Annotated in this window: 12 protein-coding genes and 4 pseudogenes; 5 read left to right on the top strand and 11 right to left on the bottom strand. The window is 70.3% G+C overall.

Translation table 11 applies throughout. From position 1 onward, the window contains the following. Positions 1-37: 37 nt before the first annotated feature. A pseudogene (locus FM076_RS31695) lies at positions 38-323 on the bottom strand (hypothetical protein). On the opposite strand from FM076_RS31695, the pseudogene FM076_RS35460 reads away from it, so the two are divergent. Beyond that, positions 293-532, top strand: a pseudogene (locus FM076_RS35460) (DUF6191 domain-containing protein); the annotation flags it as partial. The pseudogenes FM076_RS31695 and FM076_RS35460 sit on opposite strands and share 31 nt — an antisense overlap. 430 nt (positions 533-962) lie before the next feature. On the opposite strand, the gene FM076_RS31690 reads toward FM076_RS35460, so the two are convergent. Beyond that, positions 963-2,381, bottom strand: coding sequence for an MFS transporter (locus tag FM076_RS31690; protein WP_173874261.1), 1,419 nt, complete (start codon positions 2,379-2,381; stop codon positions 963-965). Positions 2,382-2,672: 291 nt separating this feature from the next. Beyond that, positions 2,673-2,954: pseudogene (locus FM076_RS34440) on the bottom strand (helix-turn-helix domain-containing protein); the annotation flags it as partial. Between the two features lie 293 nt (positions 2,955-3,247). On the opposite strand from FM076_RS34440, the gene FM076_RS31680 reads away from it, so the two are divergent. The 3 genes and pseudogenes from FM076_RS31680 to FM076_RS31670 form a co-directional block, all read left to right on the top strand. Continuing rightward, positions 3,248-4,081 (top strand): alpha/beta fold hydrolase, encoded by an 834-nt coding sequence (locus FM076_RS31680; RefSeq protein ID WP_173874260.1) that lies wholly within the window; start codon positions 3,248-3,250, stop codon positions 4,079-4,081. 232 nt (positions 4,082-4,313) lie between these two features. Further along, positions 4,314-5,519, top strand: coding sequence for an erythromycin esterase family protein (locus FM076_RS31675; RefSeq protein ID WP_173874259.1), 1,206 nt, complete (start codon positions 4,314-4,316; stop codon positions 5,517-5,519). 28 nt (positions 5,520-5,547) lie between these two features. After that, a pseudogene (locus FM076_RS31670) lies at positions 5,548-5,946 on the top strand (LuxR C-terminal-related transcriptional regulator); the annotation flags it as partial. 77 nt (positions 5,947-6,023) lie between these two features. On the opposite strand, the gene FM076_RS31665 reads toward FM076_RS31670, so the two are convergent. From FM076_RS31665 to FM076_RS35175, 6 genes are all read right to left on the bottom strand, one after another. Next, positions 6,024-6,458 carry a VOC family protein gene (locus FM076_RS31665; RefSeq protein ID WP_173874258.1) on the bottom strand — a complete coding sequence of 145 codons (435 nt, stop codon included), beginning with the start codon at positions 6,456-6,458 and terminating at the stop codon, positions 6,024-6,026. Between the two features lie 89 nt (positions 6,459-6,547). Continuing rightward, the gene (locus tag FM076_RS31660; RefSeq protein ID WP_173874257.1) at positions 6,548-7,018 is read right to left on the bottom strand and encodes a DUF6292 family protein; all 471 of its coding nucleotides are present in this window, start codon (positions 7,016-7,018) and stop codon (positions 6,548-6,550) included. Positions 7,019-8,014: 996 nt separating this feature from the next. After that, on the bottom strand, positions 8,015-8,437 hold the full coding sequence (locus FM076_RS31655) for a helix-turn-helix domain-containing protein (protein WP_180217875.1): 423 nt from the start codon (positions 8,435-8,437) through the stop codon (positions 8,015-8,017). Between the two features lie 217 nt (positions 8,438-8,654). Beyond that, positions 8,655-8,933 carry a hypothetical protein gene (locus tag FM076_RS31650; protein WP_173874256.1) on the bottom strand — a complete coding sequence of 93 codons (279 nt, stop codon included), beginning with the start codon at positions 8,931-8,933 and terminating at the stop codon, positions 8,655-8,657. A gap of 280 nt (positions 8,934-9,213) precedes the next feature. Then, the gene (locus FM076_RS31645) at positions 9,214-10,665 is read right to left on the bottom strand and encodes an MFS transporter (RefSeq protein WP_173874255.1); all 1,452 of its coding nucleotides are present in this window, start codon (positions 10,663-10,665) and stop codon (positions 9,214-9,216) included. Positions 10,666-10,826: 161 nt separating this feature from the next. After that, positions 10,827-12,029, bottom strand: a complete 1,203-nt coding sequence (locus tag FM076_RS35175) for a cytochrome P450 (RefSeq protein WP_202034939.1) — start codon at positions 12,027-12,029, stop codon at positions 10,827-10,829. A 337-nt stretch (positions 12,030-12,366) separates the two neighbouring features. Here FM076_RS35175 and FM076_RS31635 point away from each other — a divergent pair, with 337 nt between their 5' ends. After that, positions 12,367-13,908, top strand: a complete 1,542-nt coding sequence (locus FM076_RS31635; protein WP_345945366.1) for an FAD-binding oxidoreductase — start codon at positions 12,367-12,369, stop codon at positions 13,906-13,908. Positions 13,909-13,971: 63 nt separating this feature from the next. Here FM076_RS31635 and FM076_RS31630 read toward each other — a convergent pair whose 3' ends face one another. Together FM076_RS31630 and FM076_RS31625 are read right to left on the bottom strand one after the other, a co-directional pair. Next, entirely contained in the window at positions 13,972-15,453 is a 1,482-nt protein-coding gene (locus FM076_RS31630; protein WP_173874253.1) for a fused MFS/spermidine synthase, read from the bottom strand. 152 nt (positions 15,454-15,605) lie between these two features. After that, the gene (locus tag FM076_RS31625) at positions 15,606-15,809 is read right to left on the bottom strand and encodes a ferredoxin (protein ID WP_173874252.1); all 204 of its coding nucleotides are present in this window, start codon (positions 15,807-15,809) and stop codon (positions 15,606-15,608) included. Between the last annotated feature and the right edge of the window lie 10 nt (positions 15,810-15,819).

Genomic DNA, 15,819 nt, shown 5'->3' with positions numbered 1-15,819 from the left:
TCCGCCCGGGCCGCGTTGGTGTCTCCTGCCAGGTCCGCTACGGCTGCGCGTACGGCTCCAGCTCCACCCGCTGCCGAGGACCGCGCCGCACCCCGAACCACCGCTCGGCGCCATACTCCTCGAACCGCCCCGCCTCGGTGGACCCCACCTTCACCGCGAGGCGCATCGCGCGGTTGTCGGCGGTGCGGGTGCACAGCACCACCGGCTCGCCGGGCGTCGTCGGCCGCCGATGTAGGTGCCCACCTCGGTGAGGCGAACAGCTCGATGAACGCCGGCCGATCGCGGGCCTCGGATGCGCGGAGCACGAGGCGCTCGGTCCTTATCGGTGCAGGTGGCCAAGCGACGGGTCCCCCTTGCGGCCCTGCGCAGGCGCGCGGGGCGGTCGCTGTCGAGCATCGCCTTCGATGAATGCACCGCCGTCGTGAACGGGAACAAGGCGGTGGAGCTGGAGCAACGGCGGGTCGGGGTGCTGCGGCGGGACGACGAGGGTGACGGTGCGCCGCCCCGCTCCAGCATCGACCTGGCCCGGGGCACGGCGTTCATCGTGGTGCCCCGGAAGGCGGTCGGGGAAGCGGTCGATCCGTGCGCTGACAGGCACGATGACCAACGCTCACCACAGGCGGCGACACCGAGCACGCCGGCAGCATCGCCTTGCTCATCGTCGTCCTCTTCCTCGGCCTCACCTGCTCACCTTGCTGCGGGCTGCCACTTCTCAGACGTCCGTCCATGCGTGGACCTTGTCACGTTCCTGAAACCACAGTCCCGGGACGTAATCAGCCGGGGGCCGGCAGAGGTTGCTCGCTGGGGAGAGGCGAGAGGGGGCCCTACGAGGTGCTGCTTCACACCGCCGACGGTCGGGCGCTTGGGCCGGCTCAAGCGTACGGCGAGGACCGTCTTGGCCGGGGCGGTCCGGCCCCCGGGCCTGGTGCACGTCGCCCACGCGACCGGACCGGAAGTACCGGCTAGCGGGCCCGGGGGCCGCGTAGGCCGAAGGCGGAGACCACCGCGCCCAGCAGCACCATGCCTACCGGGACGACGAGCGCGGTGCGGTAGGCGTCCAGTACCGCGCTCGGGGAGTCATCGGCGCCGGACGCGGCGATTCCGTACACCGCGGTGACGGCGGAGATCCCCACCGCTGAGCCGAACTGGGTGAAGGTGTACAGCAATCCGCCGGCCAGGCCCTGTTCGTCATCGGCCACGCTGTCGGTCGCCGCGATGGTGAGCGGGCCGTAGGCGAGGGCGAAGGCGGTGCCCGCGATGATCAGGCTGGGGAACATCGCCGCGTATGACCAGTCCTTCTCGACCGGAAGGAAGAGCCCGTAGGACGCGACCGCCAGCAGGAAGCCGCCGAAGATCACCCGGCCGTTGCCGTAGCGGTTCACCAGGCGCGGAGTGAGGGTGGGCGCCAGCACCGCGTCGCAGCCCATGACGATCAGCGCGATCGCGGCCTGCAAGGGCGACCAGCCGCGCACTTCCTGCAGATAGAGCGTGACAAGGAACTGGAAGCCGAAGAACGCCCCCAGAAAGAGCAGCGCGGCGAGGTCGGCCCGTACCATCCCGGTCTGGCGGAAGATCCCCAGCCGGACGAGCGGCGCTTCGGCCCGACGTTCCACCATGACGAACACCGCCACCAGTACCAGCCCGGCGGCGAACGCGCCGAGGGTCGTCCCAAACCCCTCACCGCGGTGTTCGAGCCGGACGATGCCGTAGGCGAGGAACAGCATCGCGGCGGCGGCGCTGACCGCACCGGCCAGGTCGTAGCCGCGTCGTGCGGGCTGGGGACGGGCCTCCGCAGGCAACAGCCTGAGCGCCGCGAGCAGGATGGCGCCGGCCAGGAACACCGGGGCGAAGAACACCCAGCGCCAACCGAGTCCGGTCAGCAGACCGCCGATGACGAGGCCCAGTGAGAAGCCGGCTGCGCCTACCCCCGCGAAGACCAGCAGGGCCTTGTCGCGCCGCGGCCCCTCCGGATACGAGGTCGTGATGATCGCCATCGCGGCGGGGGTCATGAAAGCCGCCGCCACACCGGTGACGAACCGGGCCACCACCAGCATCCAGCCGCCGACCGCGAAGCCGCCCAGCATGGAGAAGACCAGGAAGACCCCCAGCCAGGTGAGGAACATCCTTCGCCTGCCCAGCAGATCGGCGACGCGCCCCCCGAGCAGGGTGAAACCGGCATAGCCGAGAACGTAGCCGCTCATCACCCACGCGGTGGTACCGGTGGACAGACCGAGGTCGGCGCGGATGGTGGGGACAGCGACAGCGAGCATGGCGACGTCGCTGCCCTCGAGAAAGATGGTGCCGCTCAGGAGGAGCAGCACCAACCGGTCCCGCCTGCTCTCGCCGGCCGTGGAGGCGATCGACACGGTGGCGGTTCTCATCCGCGACACCGCTCGGCGCTCCGGGACCCACCGGTATCGGACTCCGTCAGCCGGGTGGGCCGTACGAGCCCAGCCGTGTCCGCCCTGTCCGCACGCCGGACCGTCCGTCCCGGACCCTCCACGATCGCCATGGCCGCGACCGTACCGAGCAGCCCGCGACCCGGCCACATCTTTTTGACGCTGTCAGCAGGCGCAGATGGGCGGGCGTGGGCAGAGGTCGACGAAGAAGGTGAGGGGCGCTTGGTTCCCGCGGACACCGCCTGCTGGACCGCCCGCCTTACGAAGTCGAGGCTAGACAGGGAGGCATACGCGGCGGTTCGCGTGGCCAGGCCACGCGCGGTCGTCGACTACCAGAAATGGCTCGCCCGCCACTTTCGCCGGGGTGGAGCCGGTGAACGCCATGACGTCCCGGTGGAGGTGGGACTGGTCGAAGTAACCGCCGTCCGCCGCGACACGGGCCGCGTCTTCCCCCTGGACCATGCGGTGGACGGCCTGGTCGAAGCGGACCAGCTTCGCGGCACGCTTCGGCGACATGCCGATGGACGAGCGGAACCGGGACCACAGGCGCCATCCTCCACGGTGTACGCGCCCGCTCCGGTCCCCACGATCAGCATCACGGCGGGGTGCGGAACAACTCGCAGGTCACCGACGACCGGGCCGGGCACCCGGAACCCGGCCATGTCGACACCGGCCACCCGGCTCGGCCGCTGCGGACGTGCGACGTCCCACGCGGCGGGGTCCTCGCACGCGTGCGCGGCGGCACCCTCACTCTTTTTCGCGGTGGAGCCCATCGCCCCATGCGATGCGGCCCGTTGAGGGAACATTCGTCCAATTCGCAGGCGCGCGACCGGAGCAACAGTGGGTCCATGGCTTCTCCTGACCGGCCCTCTCAGCTGAAAGGCCGCACCATCACCACCGAAAGCTCGATCATCCACCTGGAACACGGTAACCTCAATGTCCGCCAGGACGGCCCCCGCACGGCCCCGGCGCTCCTCCTCGTCCACGGCTCCGGAACCTCCGGGCGTTCGTGGGACGCGCTGGTTCCGCTGCTGACCGCGTCCCATCGCGTCATCCGGATCGACCTGCCGGGACACGGCCGTTCCGCCGAACCGGTCGGCCGTGGCTACGAAACCTCGGAGCAGGCACGCACACTCGGCGCCGCGCTCGACCACCTCCTCGTCGAGCGCGTCGTGGCCGTCGGGCATTCCAGCGGCGGCTACGCGGCCACCGCTCTCGCCGAGCAGCGGCCCGGCCTGGTGACCGCGCTCACGCTCATCAACACCGGTCCCAGCCTGGACGCCTTCATCGCACCGGAGACGGTCGCGTTCGATCCCGCGCATTGGCCACCGGCCGACGAGCAGATCGGCCGGTTCGCGAGTACCGGCTTCCGCGCGGGGTTCCAGGTCCCTCAAGAACTCGTCGGCGAACTGCGCGGGATGAGCTATCACGCGGTCACCTCGGCACTGCGGGCGTCCACCGCCTATCTGAGCCGGCGGACCCTTCCGGACCGGCTGCGGACCCTCGGCAAACCACTGCAGGTGATCTTCGGTGACCAGGACCGCAGATGGCGGCCCTCGTCCGCGGCCGACTACCGAGTCGTTCCGGGAGCGAGAGTCGAGGTGCTGCCCGGCGCCGGACACACGCCCATTCTTGAGGAGCCGCGGCGAACCGCCGAACTGCTTCTGGCCTTCACCGTGTGAACCCTGACGTACACCGTTCCGCGGGCTCAGCGGTTGGGTTGACGCGCTGCTCAGCGCGTTTTTCCGGGAGCAACAACACCGACACGGTCACCCTCGACGTGACTTCCGGGCGGGCCGGCCCGGCCCGCCCGGCCCGGAGGCGAACACTGTCCCCTGTTTGAAGGTCTTCTCCAGTATTCACCGCGACCAGCGACAAAGTTTCCACCGAGGGTTCAACGATACCGTTTAAGGCATGGATATCGACATCAAGGCCGCCGTCCATGCCGTCGAGGCGCCCGCCGTCATGGAACTGTTCCCGGCCCGCCCCCGGGTGCTCGCGCTGGGCGAGCCCACCCACGGCGAGGACGCTCTGCTCGAACTGCGCAACGAGCTGTTCCGTCAGCTTGTCGAGCAGGAGGGCTATCGCACGATCGCGATCGAGAGCGACTGCCTCATGGGACTGGCCGTGGACGACTACGTCACCTCGGGCACGGGCACGCTGGACGAGGTCATGGAAGGAGGCTTCAGCCACGGCTTCGGCGCGTCCGCGGCGAACCGCGAACTCGTGCGCTGGATGCGGGAGTACAACGAGAAGCGGCCCGCCGGCGAGCGAATCCGTTTCGCCGGCTTCGACGGACCGCTGGAGATCACCGGCGCCGCGAGCCCCCGGCAGGCGCTCTCCGCCCTGCACAGCTACCTCGCGTCCCATGTGGAGGCGGACCTGCTCCCCTGTACGGCGGACACGCTCGACCGCCTCCTCGGCGCCGACGACACGTGGACCGAACCGGACGCCATGATGGACCCGACCCGCTCCGCGGGGCGGTCGGCCGAGGCCAGGGAACTGCGGCTGCTCGCCGACGACCTAGTGGCACTGCTCGACATGGGGGCGCCGCACCTGATCGCGACGACCTCCCGGGAGAGGTGGGACCGGGCACGCCTGTACGGACGCACCGCCACCGGCTTGCTTCGCTACCACTTCTGGATGGCCGACACCTCGCCGGACCGCATGGCACGGCTTCTGGGCCTACGGGACGCGATGATGGCCGAGAACCTCATCGCCCTCGCCGAGCGGGGTCCGGTGCTGGCCTTCGCCCACAACAGCCATCTCCAGCGGAACAAGAGCACGATGCGCATGTGGGACCATCCGCTGCTGGAATGGTGGAGCGCCGGCGCGCTCGTGAGCGCGCAGCTGGGCGAGGAGTACGGCTTCCTGGCCACGCTCCTCGGCACCATGCGGCACCAGGGAGTGGATGTCCCGCCCCCGGACACCGTCGAAGGGCTGCTGTACGCACTGCGGGACGACCGCTGCCTCATCGACGCATCCGAGCTGGCCAGTGCCCTCGGTTCCGTGAAGGTCGCCCCCAGAGCGTCGTCGTACTTCGCCTATGCCCCGATGGACCCGGCCAATCCGGCCGCGAACGACGGGTTCGTCTTCCTCAGGGACGTCCCGCAGACCTAGGGCATGTCGTTGGTGGAGGACCCGGGGAACCGCCCCTGTGCGGGTGCTGGTCCTCACGATGTTCGACACCGACACCGAAGCCGACACCGCCCGCGCCGTCGCCGCGGGCGCCACCGGAAACCCGCTGAAGGCCGAGCGGCCGGAGCGGCTGTTCAGCGCTCCGCGACGCCGCGGCCGGCCGCACCGTGCTGTCGGGGTCGGTCACCCCTCGGATGATCTCCCGCCTGCGTGCTCCGGGGAGCACCCTCACCGCCCGTGAGCGCGACATCCTCGGCCGGCCGGCCCAGGTACCGGTACCCGGGAGATCGCCCGCACGCTGTTCCTGAGCGAGGCCACGGTCAAGCCCCGCCTCGGCCGCATCTACACCGAGCTGGGTGTGCGCACCCGGGCCGGTGCGGTGGCCGCGGCCCGCCACCGGCTGCTGCCGTGGCAACGCCCCGGGAGACGTCCGTCCAGGAGACCTCCGCCCAGGGGACGGCCCCGCTTCGCCGTTCGGGAGGGCGCTCAGTCGAGACAGAACTCGTTGCCCTCGATGTCCTGCATCACGATGCACGACTCGTTGTCCTCGTCAGCGGGCAGCAGGCGCACGCGTACCGCGCCGAGCGCGACCAGTCGCGCGCACTCGGCCTCGAGCACAGCGAGGCGTTCCTCGCCCACGAGCCCGGTGCCGGCCCGCACGTCGAGGTGCACCCGGTTCTTGGCGACCTTGCCTTCGGGAACGCGCTGGAAGTACAGCCGAGGGCCCACACCCGTGGGGTCGCTGCACGCGAACCATGCTCCCCGCTCCTCGGGCGGCAGGGAGCGGTTGTAGTCGTCCCACGTGGCGAAGCCCTCCGGCGGAGGCGGTGCGACATATCCCAGCACCTCGCACCAGAAACGAGCGACGCGCTCCGGTTCCGCGCAATCGAAGGTGACTTGGAACTGCTTGATCGATGACATCGGCGCACCATAGCAGGAGCACTCCGTTGCTCGTCCCCCCTTTTTTCGGGCTGCCTGCTGTTGGGCGGCGGAGGCGCTGCGGGTCCGGCTCAGTGCGGCTGCGGCCAGTACGCGGCGAGCCGGGCGGCGAGGTCCTCGGTCATGTCGCCCTGGTCCAGCGCGGCGGTGATCTCGGTCGGCAGCGGGCCTTGTGCGGGCGCGGTGTCCTCGGCGGCCGTTCGCGGTCTGCCGCCCGGCTCCCGGACGGACGCCGCGACGGAGGCCGGGGTCGGCAGCACGCAGTGGCCTGCGAAGACATCGTCCAGGGAGCCGAGCTGCCCGCGACCGTAGTAGGCGCCACGGAGCCAGCCGGTGGTCTGGCACCATACGAGCCCGGCCCTGCCCGGCCCGCTCGTGGCGCCATGGGGGTCCCCGCCCAGATCGAGGAACGCTTCGAGGAGCGTCACCTCCCCGTCGTGGGTGGCGTACTGCGTGAAGGTGTCGGGGCCGACGCTGTGCCCGGCCGCGGTGATGGCGCTGATCACCGCGTTGATATACGGCTCGTGCGGCAGACGTTCCATGGCGTGGGTCTCCCTTTGCCTGTCGGCTGGGTCGGTTGAGACATGCGCTGGGAAGGACGGCGAAGGCCCCGCGGCCCCGCGGGGAGGGGAGCGGCAGGGCCTTCACCTTGGTGCCGGCGGCGCCGCTCCCGGCGCGTCTCGACAACGCGCTGACGCATTGCCGGGGGAGGGCGGACGCTTGCCGGGAGAGGTGGGGAACTCCGCGGCGGTCCGAGCGCCTGAGGAACCGTCAGCCCCGGCCCGCGAAGCTCGGCAGGCCGCCGGTGGCGGCAGCGGTCTGGGTCCCGGCATGCTCGGCGGCTTCGGGCAGGTGACGGGCAGGGCTCTCGCTCATGGATGCAGACCCTCCTCTGGTACCAGGCCGCTACGGCAGCGTCTCCGGAGGACATCCTGACAGTTCGGCCGGACGATGTGGGGCCAGTCCGCCGAAACGCAGCGAAAGGGAAAACCGCGGGAACGGCGGCTCCCCCGCGGATCCGGCCCGAAACCGCCTCGGCACCGCGCGCAAGCGACCGTTCCGACGAGCCGCGCTCGCCAGGTGCCCGCGCCGGAAGGCCGCGCCCTCGGCGAGTGCTTCGGTCCCACGCGCACGGCGATGTCCCGCCGTTCGGGAGTACCAGGTGTGGTAACCGCCGTCGGCGCGATCGTGCTCGCCGACGGCGGTTCCCCAGGCACCGGCGCACTCGTCCCGCGCCGCCGCAATGCTTCTCACCTTCGAGCGCACCCGTGTCCGGCACGCTCTCACGAGGATGCGTGCTCGGAAGATGCTGATACTGCCCGCTGGTGTGGTGACGGCGTCAGTGCGCCGTCAGTGGTATCGCCCGCGCGTTCGCCTCACCGTCCGCGCGTTCATCTGACGTCCGGCCGGTGGGGGCCCGCCGTCCGCCGTCCGCCCCGAGCGGGACTCAGGTGCCTGGGGTGCACTCATGAGACGGCCTTTGTCGGAACGCCAAGCGGGCGCAGGGTGGTTGATGCGCATAAACCGACCTTCCACGGTCATTCCTCGGACTCGGCGGCGGGCTTGAGAATGTAGCCCCGGCCCCAGGCGGTCTGGAGGACCAGGCCCAGCGGGCGGATCCTCCGGCGAATGCGCATGATGTGGAGGTCCAAGGCGTTGCGGGTGCTGCACGCCTGGCGCTCCACGAGGCGCTCCAGCAGCTCTTCGCGGCGGACGAGCGACTGGAACGCGTTGGTCAGGCTCTCCAGCAGCGCGGTCTCCACCGGAGAGATGGCGACGACGCGGTCGCGGTACTTCAGTGCCCCGCTCGGATCCACGCGCGGCACGGTGAACGGGTAGGACTTGGCCCGTAATGCGGCTACTCGTGCGTGCAGGTCGGCCTTGCTGATCGGCGCGCGCACCCAGTCCTCACGCACGTCGGAACACAGAGGCGCGGGTGCTCCGCCCTCTATGATGAGCAAGCGCAGTGCTCCTTCCTCGATGTATTTGTATCTTTTGGCCGACTCCGCGGGCCACCGCACAAGTTTCACCTCGACCTGCTCGTGCTTCACCGGAAATCGCCCTCTCGGTCTCGTGATCCGTCGTTCCGGGCCGGTGGGGGGCCGGTCCGGCAGTGGGTAACCCTGGTCTTTCCCCCGATGGAACACAGGCACTGTCTCCCGGCGAAGAGGGCTCTGCTCAGCGTTCTCGAGCCTCGGCCCTGACTTCGGCGATGAGTTTTTCGAAGGCAGCCCAGTCGTCGCCTGGCGGCTCCAGCGAGTGCCGCTCCAGGTACGCGTGCGACTCCCGGCCGGTTGTCCGGGACTGGGCTTCGATGTCGACGGTTTCGGGTCCCACGGGAACGGGGGGCGCGGTCAGCCGGAAGGCGGGTTCGGTGTCGTGGGCGCTCTCACTCCGCTCGACGATGCCGCAGAGCGTCGTCGGGCGCCGGTCCTCTCGGGTGCTGTTGCTCGTCACTGGACAGCTCCGGCTCTCATTCTCCGGAGGTGCCCCACGGGGGCCGGACCGGCCGGTACCGCACGGTGTTCCGGGTTCGCCAGTGTGGGGGCGCCCGGGTGGCGGCCCGGCGCCCGTCGGGGTCGAAGACCGGACTCTGCGATGACAGCACCGTGGCCGGGCCGCCACGGGGGAAGCATCGGTGCGGTCAGCGGCGGCTCCTCCTTCCGGGTACGAGTGGTCACCTCCCAGGTGCGCGTGCGGGCGAATGCCTCGCGTATGTCGGGGGGCAGGCCGTCGGTCACATCTCCTCCGTTGCCTCACCCTTGCGGGCTGCAAGGGGTTCCGTCGTGTCTTGGCCGGTTTCCGGGGCCGGTTCCGGCTTGGGTGCGGCGAAGGTGAGCAGTCCGGCGCACAGCGCCGCGCATGCCGCGGCGAGGTAGCCGAGCGAGAAGTCGCCCAGCCCGCCGAGCGCGCCGAGTGCCGCGATGGAGGCCAGGACGGCGAGCCCGGACGCCGAGCCCAGCTCCTGCGCGGTGTTGATGAGGCCGGAGGCGCGGCCGTGCTCCTTCTCGGGGACGGTGGTGGCCAGGGAGAACGTCGGCGCGTAGGACAGTCCGTTGCCGGCCGCCACCAGGATGAGTCCGGGCAGGATGCCGCTCCAGTAGTTGCCGTTGCTGGTCGCGGTGAAGACCAGGACGAGCAGTCCGACGGCGGAGACGCAGGAGCCGACCAGCAGGAGCTTGCGGGCTCCGAGCCGTTGGACAAGTGCGCCGGCCTTCGGCGAGATCGCCAGCACGACCGCGGTGACCGGCGCGAAACCGAGACCGGTCTGAAGCGCTCCGTAACCCATCTCGGTCTGCATGGTCAGGGTGGTGAAGTACAGCGCCGAAGTGGTGGCGCTGGCGTTCAGCATCAGCACCAGGTTGGCCACCGCGACATTGCGCCGCGCCAGCAGCGCGCCGGGCAGCACCGGGTCGACAGAGCGGCGTTCGGTCATCACCAGGGCGAGCGCCAGCAGGGCAAGGACGAGCAGCCCGGTCACCAGCAGCCAGCTCTCGCCGCCGGAGATGTCCGCGAGCAGCACGCTGGCTCCGCCCAGGGTGACGGCCAGCAGGATGGCGCCCGGCACGTCGAGGCGTTCGGCGGGCTCGTTGGGCGAGCGACGCGGGCCGGTACCGTCGGGCAGCAGCCGGACAGCGGCCACGCCGACGAGGACACCGATGGGGACGTTGATCAGGAAGATGCCGCGCCATCCGATGTACTCGGTCACCACCCCGCCGAGGAGCTGGCCCGCGATCGCTCCCGCGGAGCCGACGGCGGCCCAGATGCCCAGCGCCCGGTTGCGCAGCTCGCCCTCGCGGAAGCCGCTGACGAGCAGCGCCATCGCATTCGGTGAGATCATGGCGGCGCCGACTCCCTGACCGGCCCTGGCGGCGAAGAGCTGCCAGCCCTCCTGGGAGAGTCCGCAGACCAGGGACATGGCGGTGAAGACGACGAGTCCGGTGATCAGGACCTTGCGCCGGCCGAAGAGATCGCCCGCCCGGCCGGCGACGATCAGCAGGCTGCCGAAAGCCACCGTGTAGGCGACGCTGGTGAGCTGAAGAAAGCTGACCGGTACGTCGAGTTCGGAACGGATCGAGGGCACCGCGATGTTCACGACGACGACATCGACGATGAGTACGAACTGCGCGGAGCACAGTAACCACAGCAGCGCGAGCTCGCTGCGTGTCCAAGTGGCTTTCGCGGCCATGGCTGTCCTCTCGTTTCTGAACGGCAACTCAGTTTATTGGGCACCAGAGGGCCATCGGCGAGAACGGATTCAAGCCACTTCGCAGGCACACAGCGGCTCGGGCACCCCGTGGTCGCACGGGGTGCCCGGGCCGCGGCGGCGGCGCGTCGGGTCCCGGTGTTCTACCAGCGCACGGGGAGGGCGGCGGGGGCCCGGAGCACGGACCCGCGCTTCCACCTGATCTTCTCGGGCGGCACGTCCAGTGCGAGCGAGGGACGGCGCGTGAGGAGCGTTCTCAAGCCGATCTGCAGCTCGGCCCGCGCCAGTTGCGAGCCCAGGCAGAAGTGCGGCCCGTGATGGAAGGCCAGGTGCGGGTTGGAGCGGCGGGTCAGATCGATCTCGTCCGGTTCGGTGAAGACCCGCTCGTCCCGGTTGGCGGCGTTGTTGGAGGGGACGACGGTCTCCCCGGCCCGCACCAGTTGCCCGGCGACGGTGACGTCCTCCGTGGCCACCACGGGGTTTCCGCCGTAAGACAGCATGGGGACGTAGCGGAGCAGTTCCTCGACGGCGCCGGAAATCCCGTCGGGGTTCTCCTGGAGCCACGTGAGCCGCTCGGGCCTGGTCAACAGCAGGAAGGTGAAGTTGCACAGCTGCGACGCCGTGGTCTCGTACCCCGCGATGACGACACCGAATCCGAGGTTGGCCACCTCTGCGTCGTCCAGCGTGCCCTCGTTCGCGCTCTGCCGGACCAGCTCACCGAGAAAGGTGTCGGACGGGTTGCGGCGCTCGGCGGTGACCAGGTCGGCGAAGTAGCGCTGCGCGCCGCTGACGGCGGCCTGGATCTCGTCCGGGGTGAACGCCGTGGTCGACACCACGGCGTCGAAGAATGGCGCGAACTGCTCGCTGTCCTCGTACGGCACTCCGACGAACTCGCACACCACCTGTCCGGCCAGAGGCTGCGCGTAGGCGGTGGCGAGATCGATCGGCGGTGAGCCGCCCGCGGGACCGTCCAGCAGCGCGTCGGCGATCTCCTGCACACGCGGGCGGAATGCCTGCACACGGCGGGCGGTGAAGGCCCGGTTGAGCAGGCGCCGCACGGTGGTGTGCCGCGGCGGGTCGATGTATCCCAGCCCCTCGGCGACCGGTTGCTCGAAGAACCGCGGCGCTCCCGGGCGCACGGAGGCCGCACGGCTGAAACGGCTGTCCGACAGCACGAAACGGACGTCGTCGTACCGCGTGACCAGCCAGGCCTGCCCCCCGTAGGGCAGGGTGACGCGGGTGATCGGTTCCTCACGGCGCAGCCTGGCGTACTCCGGCTCGACGAGCAGTTCGGAGCAGGCGTGGAAGGGATACTTCGGTGCCTGCGGTGCGTTCGGTCGTGTCACTTGTGAAGCTCCTACCGTTTCTCAGCGCGGTCGGACACAGAACCGTGAGCCTTCCGCCTCTTGACCCGCGCAGCCGGGCTGCGGGGCAGGGTCGGCGAAGAACCGGTCCCCCATCTTGACCATGTACGCGCGAGACGCCTAGGTGTCCAGAGATCCTCAAGTGAAGACGGTCGTGATTCGGGACAGCAAGAACCTCATGAGGCGACAAACCGGGCCGAAAATTTTCAGCTGGCATGCGCGATTCTGTTGCCCGACCGACAGAACCGACCTCACGGGCCCGGTCGCGGTAATACAACTGCTCGGCCACCACACAGGTGTCCGGCGAAGGAGGCAGAACGTGATCAGACGGCGCTCGTTACTGCGCGCGGGAGCAGGCGCTGCGGGACTGGGGCTGGTAGGGGCCGGCGGGTACGACGCGCTCGGCGTCGCCGGCCGGCCGGGTACGGCCGCACGCCAAGTGCCCTGGGACCGGCTGCGGAAGGCGCTGCGCGGCGACCTCGTCCTGCCGGGAGAGCCGGACTACACACGTGCCAAACAGCTGGCGCTGGCGCAGTTCGACAGTGTCAGCCCTCAGGGCGTGGCGTACTGCACGACCGCGCTCGATGTCGCCGCCTGTCTGCGGTTCGCACAGGAGCACGGCCTCAGGACCGCGACCCGCAGCGGCGGTCACAGCTACGGCGGCTACTCGACCACGCAGGGGCTCGTCATCGACGTCTCACGGATGAACCGGGTACGCCCGGGAGAGCGGACCGTGCGTCTGGGCCCGGGCGCCCAGTCGGTGGACGTGATGACGGCGCTGAGCCCCCACAACCTCCAGGTCGTCTCCGGCCTGTGCCCCACGGTCTGTCCTGGCGGCTACCTCCTGGGCGGCGGGATCGGTTTCCAGACGCGGAAGTTCGGGCTGGGGAGCGACCGGCTGGTGTCCGCCGAGATCGTGCTGGCCGACGGCCGGGTCGTGCGCACCTCGGCCAACGAGGAGCCCGACCTGTTCTGGGCCCTGCGCGGGGGCGGCGGGGGCAACTTCGGCATCGTGACCGATTTCGAGGTGCTGCCGACCCGGGTGCCGACGATGAACAACTTCACCCTCGTCTGGCAGGCCGACCATTTTCCCGAGGCGGCGGCCGCCTGGCAGAGCTGGATCGACGAGGCGGGCAACGACCTGGCCTGCTCGCTCGGGGTGATGATCGACGACTCGAAGCCGGACACGGTGCCGCAGGTCCTGGTCACGGGCAGCCACCTGGGGAAGGCCGAGGTCCTGCGCGAGGCGCTCGATGCCCTGGTGTCGGCCGTGGGCAGGCCGCCCTCCGGCCGCCAGGAGACGGGCGAACTCCCCTACGCGAAGGCGATGATGCAGACCTTCGGCTGCGCCGACTACTCCACCGAGGAGTGCCACCGCCAGGGCGGGACGCCGGAGGGCCGCATTCCACGTGAGCGGTTCGTCCTCGACCGCAACCGGCTGGCGAGCGAACCGCTGTCCGGCAGCGCCGTGGCGGACCTGTTCGCGGCTCACCAGGCGGACCGCCGGCCGGGACAGATGAGGTACCTCAACCTCATGGCCCTGGGCGGCCGGGCCAACGAGCCGGGCCGTACCGAGACCGCCTATGTGCACCGCGACACCCGCCTGTTCGTCGGGTACTCGGTCGGCCTGTCCGCGGACCACGCCGGTGAGGAGGACCAGCGGGCGGCACGGGCCTGGATCGACCGCGCCTTCGACGCCCTCACCCCGCACTCCAACGGGGAGGCGTACCAGAACTTCATCGATCCGGCACTCGGGTCCTGGGAGAGCGCCTACTACGCCGAGAACTACGAGCGCCTCCGGAAGGTGCGGCGGCACTACGACCCGGACCACTTCTTCCGCTTCCCGCAGGCCATCGCCTGAGCCACGGCGCCTGGCCACCGGCGCCCGCACCGGAACAGCCGTGCGGGCGCCCGGTCCCGCCGCTCACCAGTACCGCAGCGGCACCGTGATGAGCTGGTCGACGGGTGCGTAGTCGTCGGTCAGCACCTTGGCCCCGCGAGCGTAGCGCCCGGTGCGGTGCTCGTCGGCCACCCTGAGCTGCTTGGAGCTGTCGCGGGCCGACACCCTGCGCCGCAGGGCCGCCGTGTCGATCGGGCGGTCGCTGGCCACGGCGACCACGTTGCCTCCCTGTTCGCCGTCCAGGATCGCGTCGTAGGAGATGAGCACGACGTGGTCGAAGACCGAGCGCAGGGTGGCCACCTCGGCCCGTGCGAAGTCGGCCGGCGGGAAATCGATCATGTTGAGCGCGTAGATCCCTCCCGGCTTGAGCACCCGCTGGGCGTGCCGCACCATCTCGGCCGTGGTCAGGTGCCAGGGCGGGCTGTGCGACCCGAACGCGTCCTCGACCACCAGGTCGCGACTGTTCGCGGGCTGCTTCTGGAGACCCTGCCGGCCGTCCCCGGTGACGACGCGCAGCCGGTCGGACTCCTTGAATCCGAGCCGGTTCTTGGCCAGTTCGGTGAGGCCGCTGTCGATCTCGTACACCAGCTGGTCGCCCGCCGGGCGGGTCCTCTCGAGGTAGGTGGGGACGGTCATCCCGCCGCCGCCGATGTGGAATCCGTCCAGGCGCCCCTTGGGGTTGACCAGGTCACTGGCCGCGACGACCGCCTGGACGTAGCCCATGCTGAGGTTGGTGGGGTCCTTCAGGTCGACGTGGCTGATCTCCGCGTTGCTGGTCTTCAGCACCCGCAAGGAGGGCTTGCCCTTGACCGTCTCGATCTTGGCGCAGCTGTAGGTGGTCTCCGCGTCGCACGCCTGCGGTGCCGCGACGGTCAGCCCTGTGGTGACGACGCCGAGCACCACGAAGGCCGCCACGGCCCGCGCCGACTTCCCCCACAACAGCAGGTGGCAGACGAGTCCGCCCACGGCCAGCACGATGCCCAGCACCAGCAGGATGACACTGGTGCGCAGCGACGCCACCAGCACGAAACCGGTGATGAAGGTGGCGAGGATGCCGCCGAGCGTGCCGAGGCTGGAGAGCCTCCCGACGATGCTTCCCGTGCGGTACAGGTCGTGCAGTTGCAGCTTCACCACCAAGGGAGTGACCGTCGACAGCAGCGCGGCCGGGACGATGACGGCCAGCCCGGCGAGCGTGATCACCGCCACCGGGCTGGTGCCGTTGAGCACCTTCCCCATCGCCCGCACCACGGGCAGGACCAACAGGGTGGTGACACCGCCCAGCATCAGCATCCAGCCGATCACCGCGCGAGGCGCCACCCGGTCGGCGATGCGCCCGCCGACCCAGCTGCCCAGCGCGATCGACGCCAGAGCGGTGCCGATCACGGCCGAGTTCACCTGCAGGTTGATGCCGATGTACGGGGCCACCAGCCTGACCGCGATGTTCTCCAGGATCAGGACGGCGCCCGAAGCGACGAACACCAGCAGTGCCGCGGCGAACGGCGGCATCGGTACGACCGGAACCCCCTCTCGCGGGGGTGTTTGTTTCTGTTCCTCTTGCGTCACACTGGACATTTCGCCTCCGGATCACTGCACTCGTGCGTCGTCTTCGGGAGGGCCGCCCGCGGCGGCCGGCCGGTGCGGGGCCCGGTGCCGGGCGGTCAGTCGGTCCGGTCGGTGAGCAGTGCGAGTGCCTCGGTGGGGCACCGCGCCACGACCTCCTCGGCGTCCCGCCTCAGGTCGGGCGGCACCTCGTCCGCGCGGAGCAGCACCAGGGCGTCGTCGTCCTGGTCGAAAACCTCGGGCAGTCGCTCGGCGCACAGGCCGCTGCCCACGCACCGCTCCCGGTCAGCCGTGATTCGCATGTCTCCTCAC

Origin of the sequence: Streptomyces albus subsp. chlorinus, assembly GCF_013302895.1 — a bacterium.
In the GTDB taxonomy this organism is placed as follows: domain Bacteria; phylum Actinomycetota; class Actinomycetes; order Streptomycetales; family Streptomycetaceae; genus Streptomyces; species Streptomyces chlorinus.
Note: the sequence above shows the minus strand (reverse complement) of the source record. Positions and strands in the feature narration are given on the sequence as shown.

Bases quoted from the DNA above. Each gene is read 5' to 3' on its own strand.
- FM076_RS31645 (WP_173874255.1), bottom strand. From the start codon at position 10,665: ATGGCCGCGAAAGCCACTTGGACACGCAGCGAGCTCGCGCTGCTGTGG.
- FM076_RS31630 (WP_173874253.1), bottom strand. From the start codon at position 15,453: ATGCCGCCGTTCGCCGCGGCACTGCTGGTGTTCGTCGCTTCGGGCGCC.
- FM076_RS31665 (WP_173874258.1), bottom strand. From the start codon at position 6,458: ATGTCATCGATCAAGCAGTTCCAAGTCACCTTCGATTGCGCGGAACCG.
- FM076_RS31680 (WP_173874260.1), top strand. From the start codon at position 3,248: ATGGCTTCTCCTGACCGGCCCTCTCAGCTGAAAGGCCGCACCATCACC.
- FM076_RS31625 (WP_173874252.1), bottom strand. From the start codon at position 15,809: ATGCGAATCACGGCTGACCGGGAGCGGTGCGTGGGCAGCGGCCTGTGC.
- FM076_RS31675 (WP_173874259.1), top strand. From the start codon at position 4,314: ATGGATATCGACATCAAGGCCGCCGTCCATGCCGTCGAGGCGCCCGCC.
- FM076_RS31690 (WP_173874261.1), bottom strand. From the start codon at position 2,381: ATGAGAACCGCCACCGTGTCGATCGCCTCCACGGCCGGCGAGAGCAGG.
- FM076_RS31660 (WP_173874257.1), bottom strand. From the start codon at position 7,018: ATGGAACGTCTGCCGCACGAGCCGTATATCAACGCGGTGATCAGCGCC.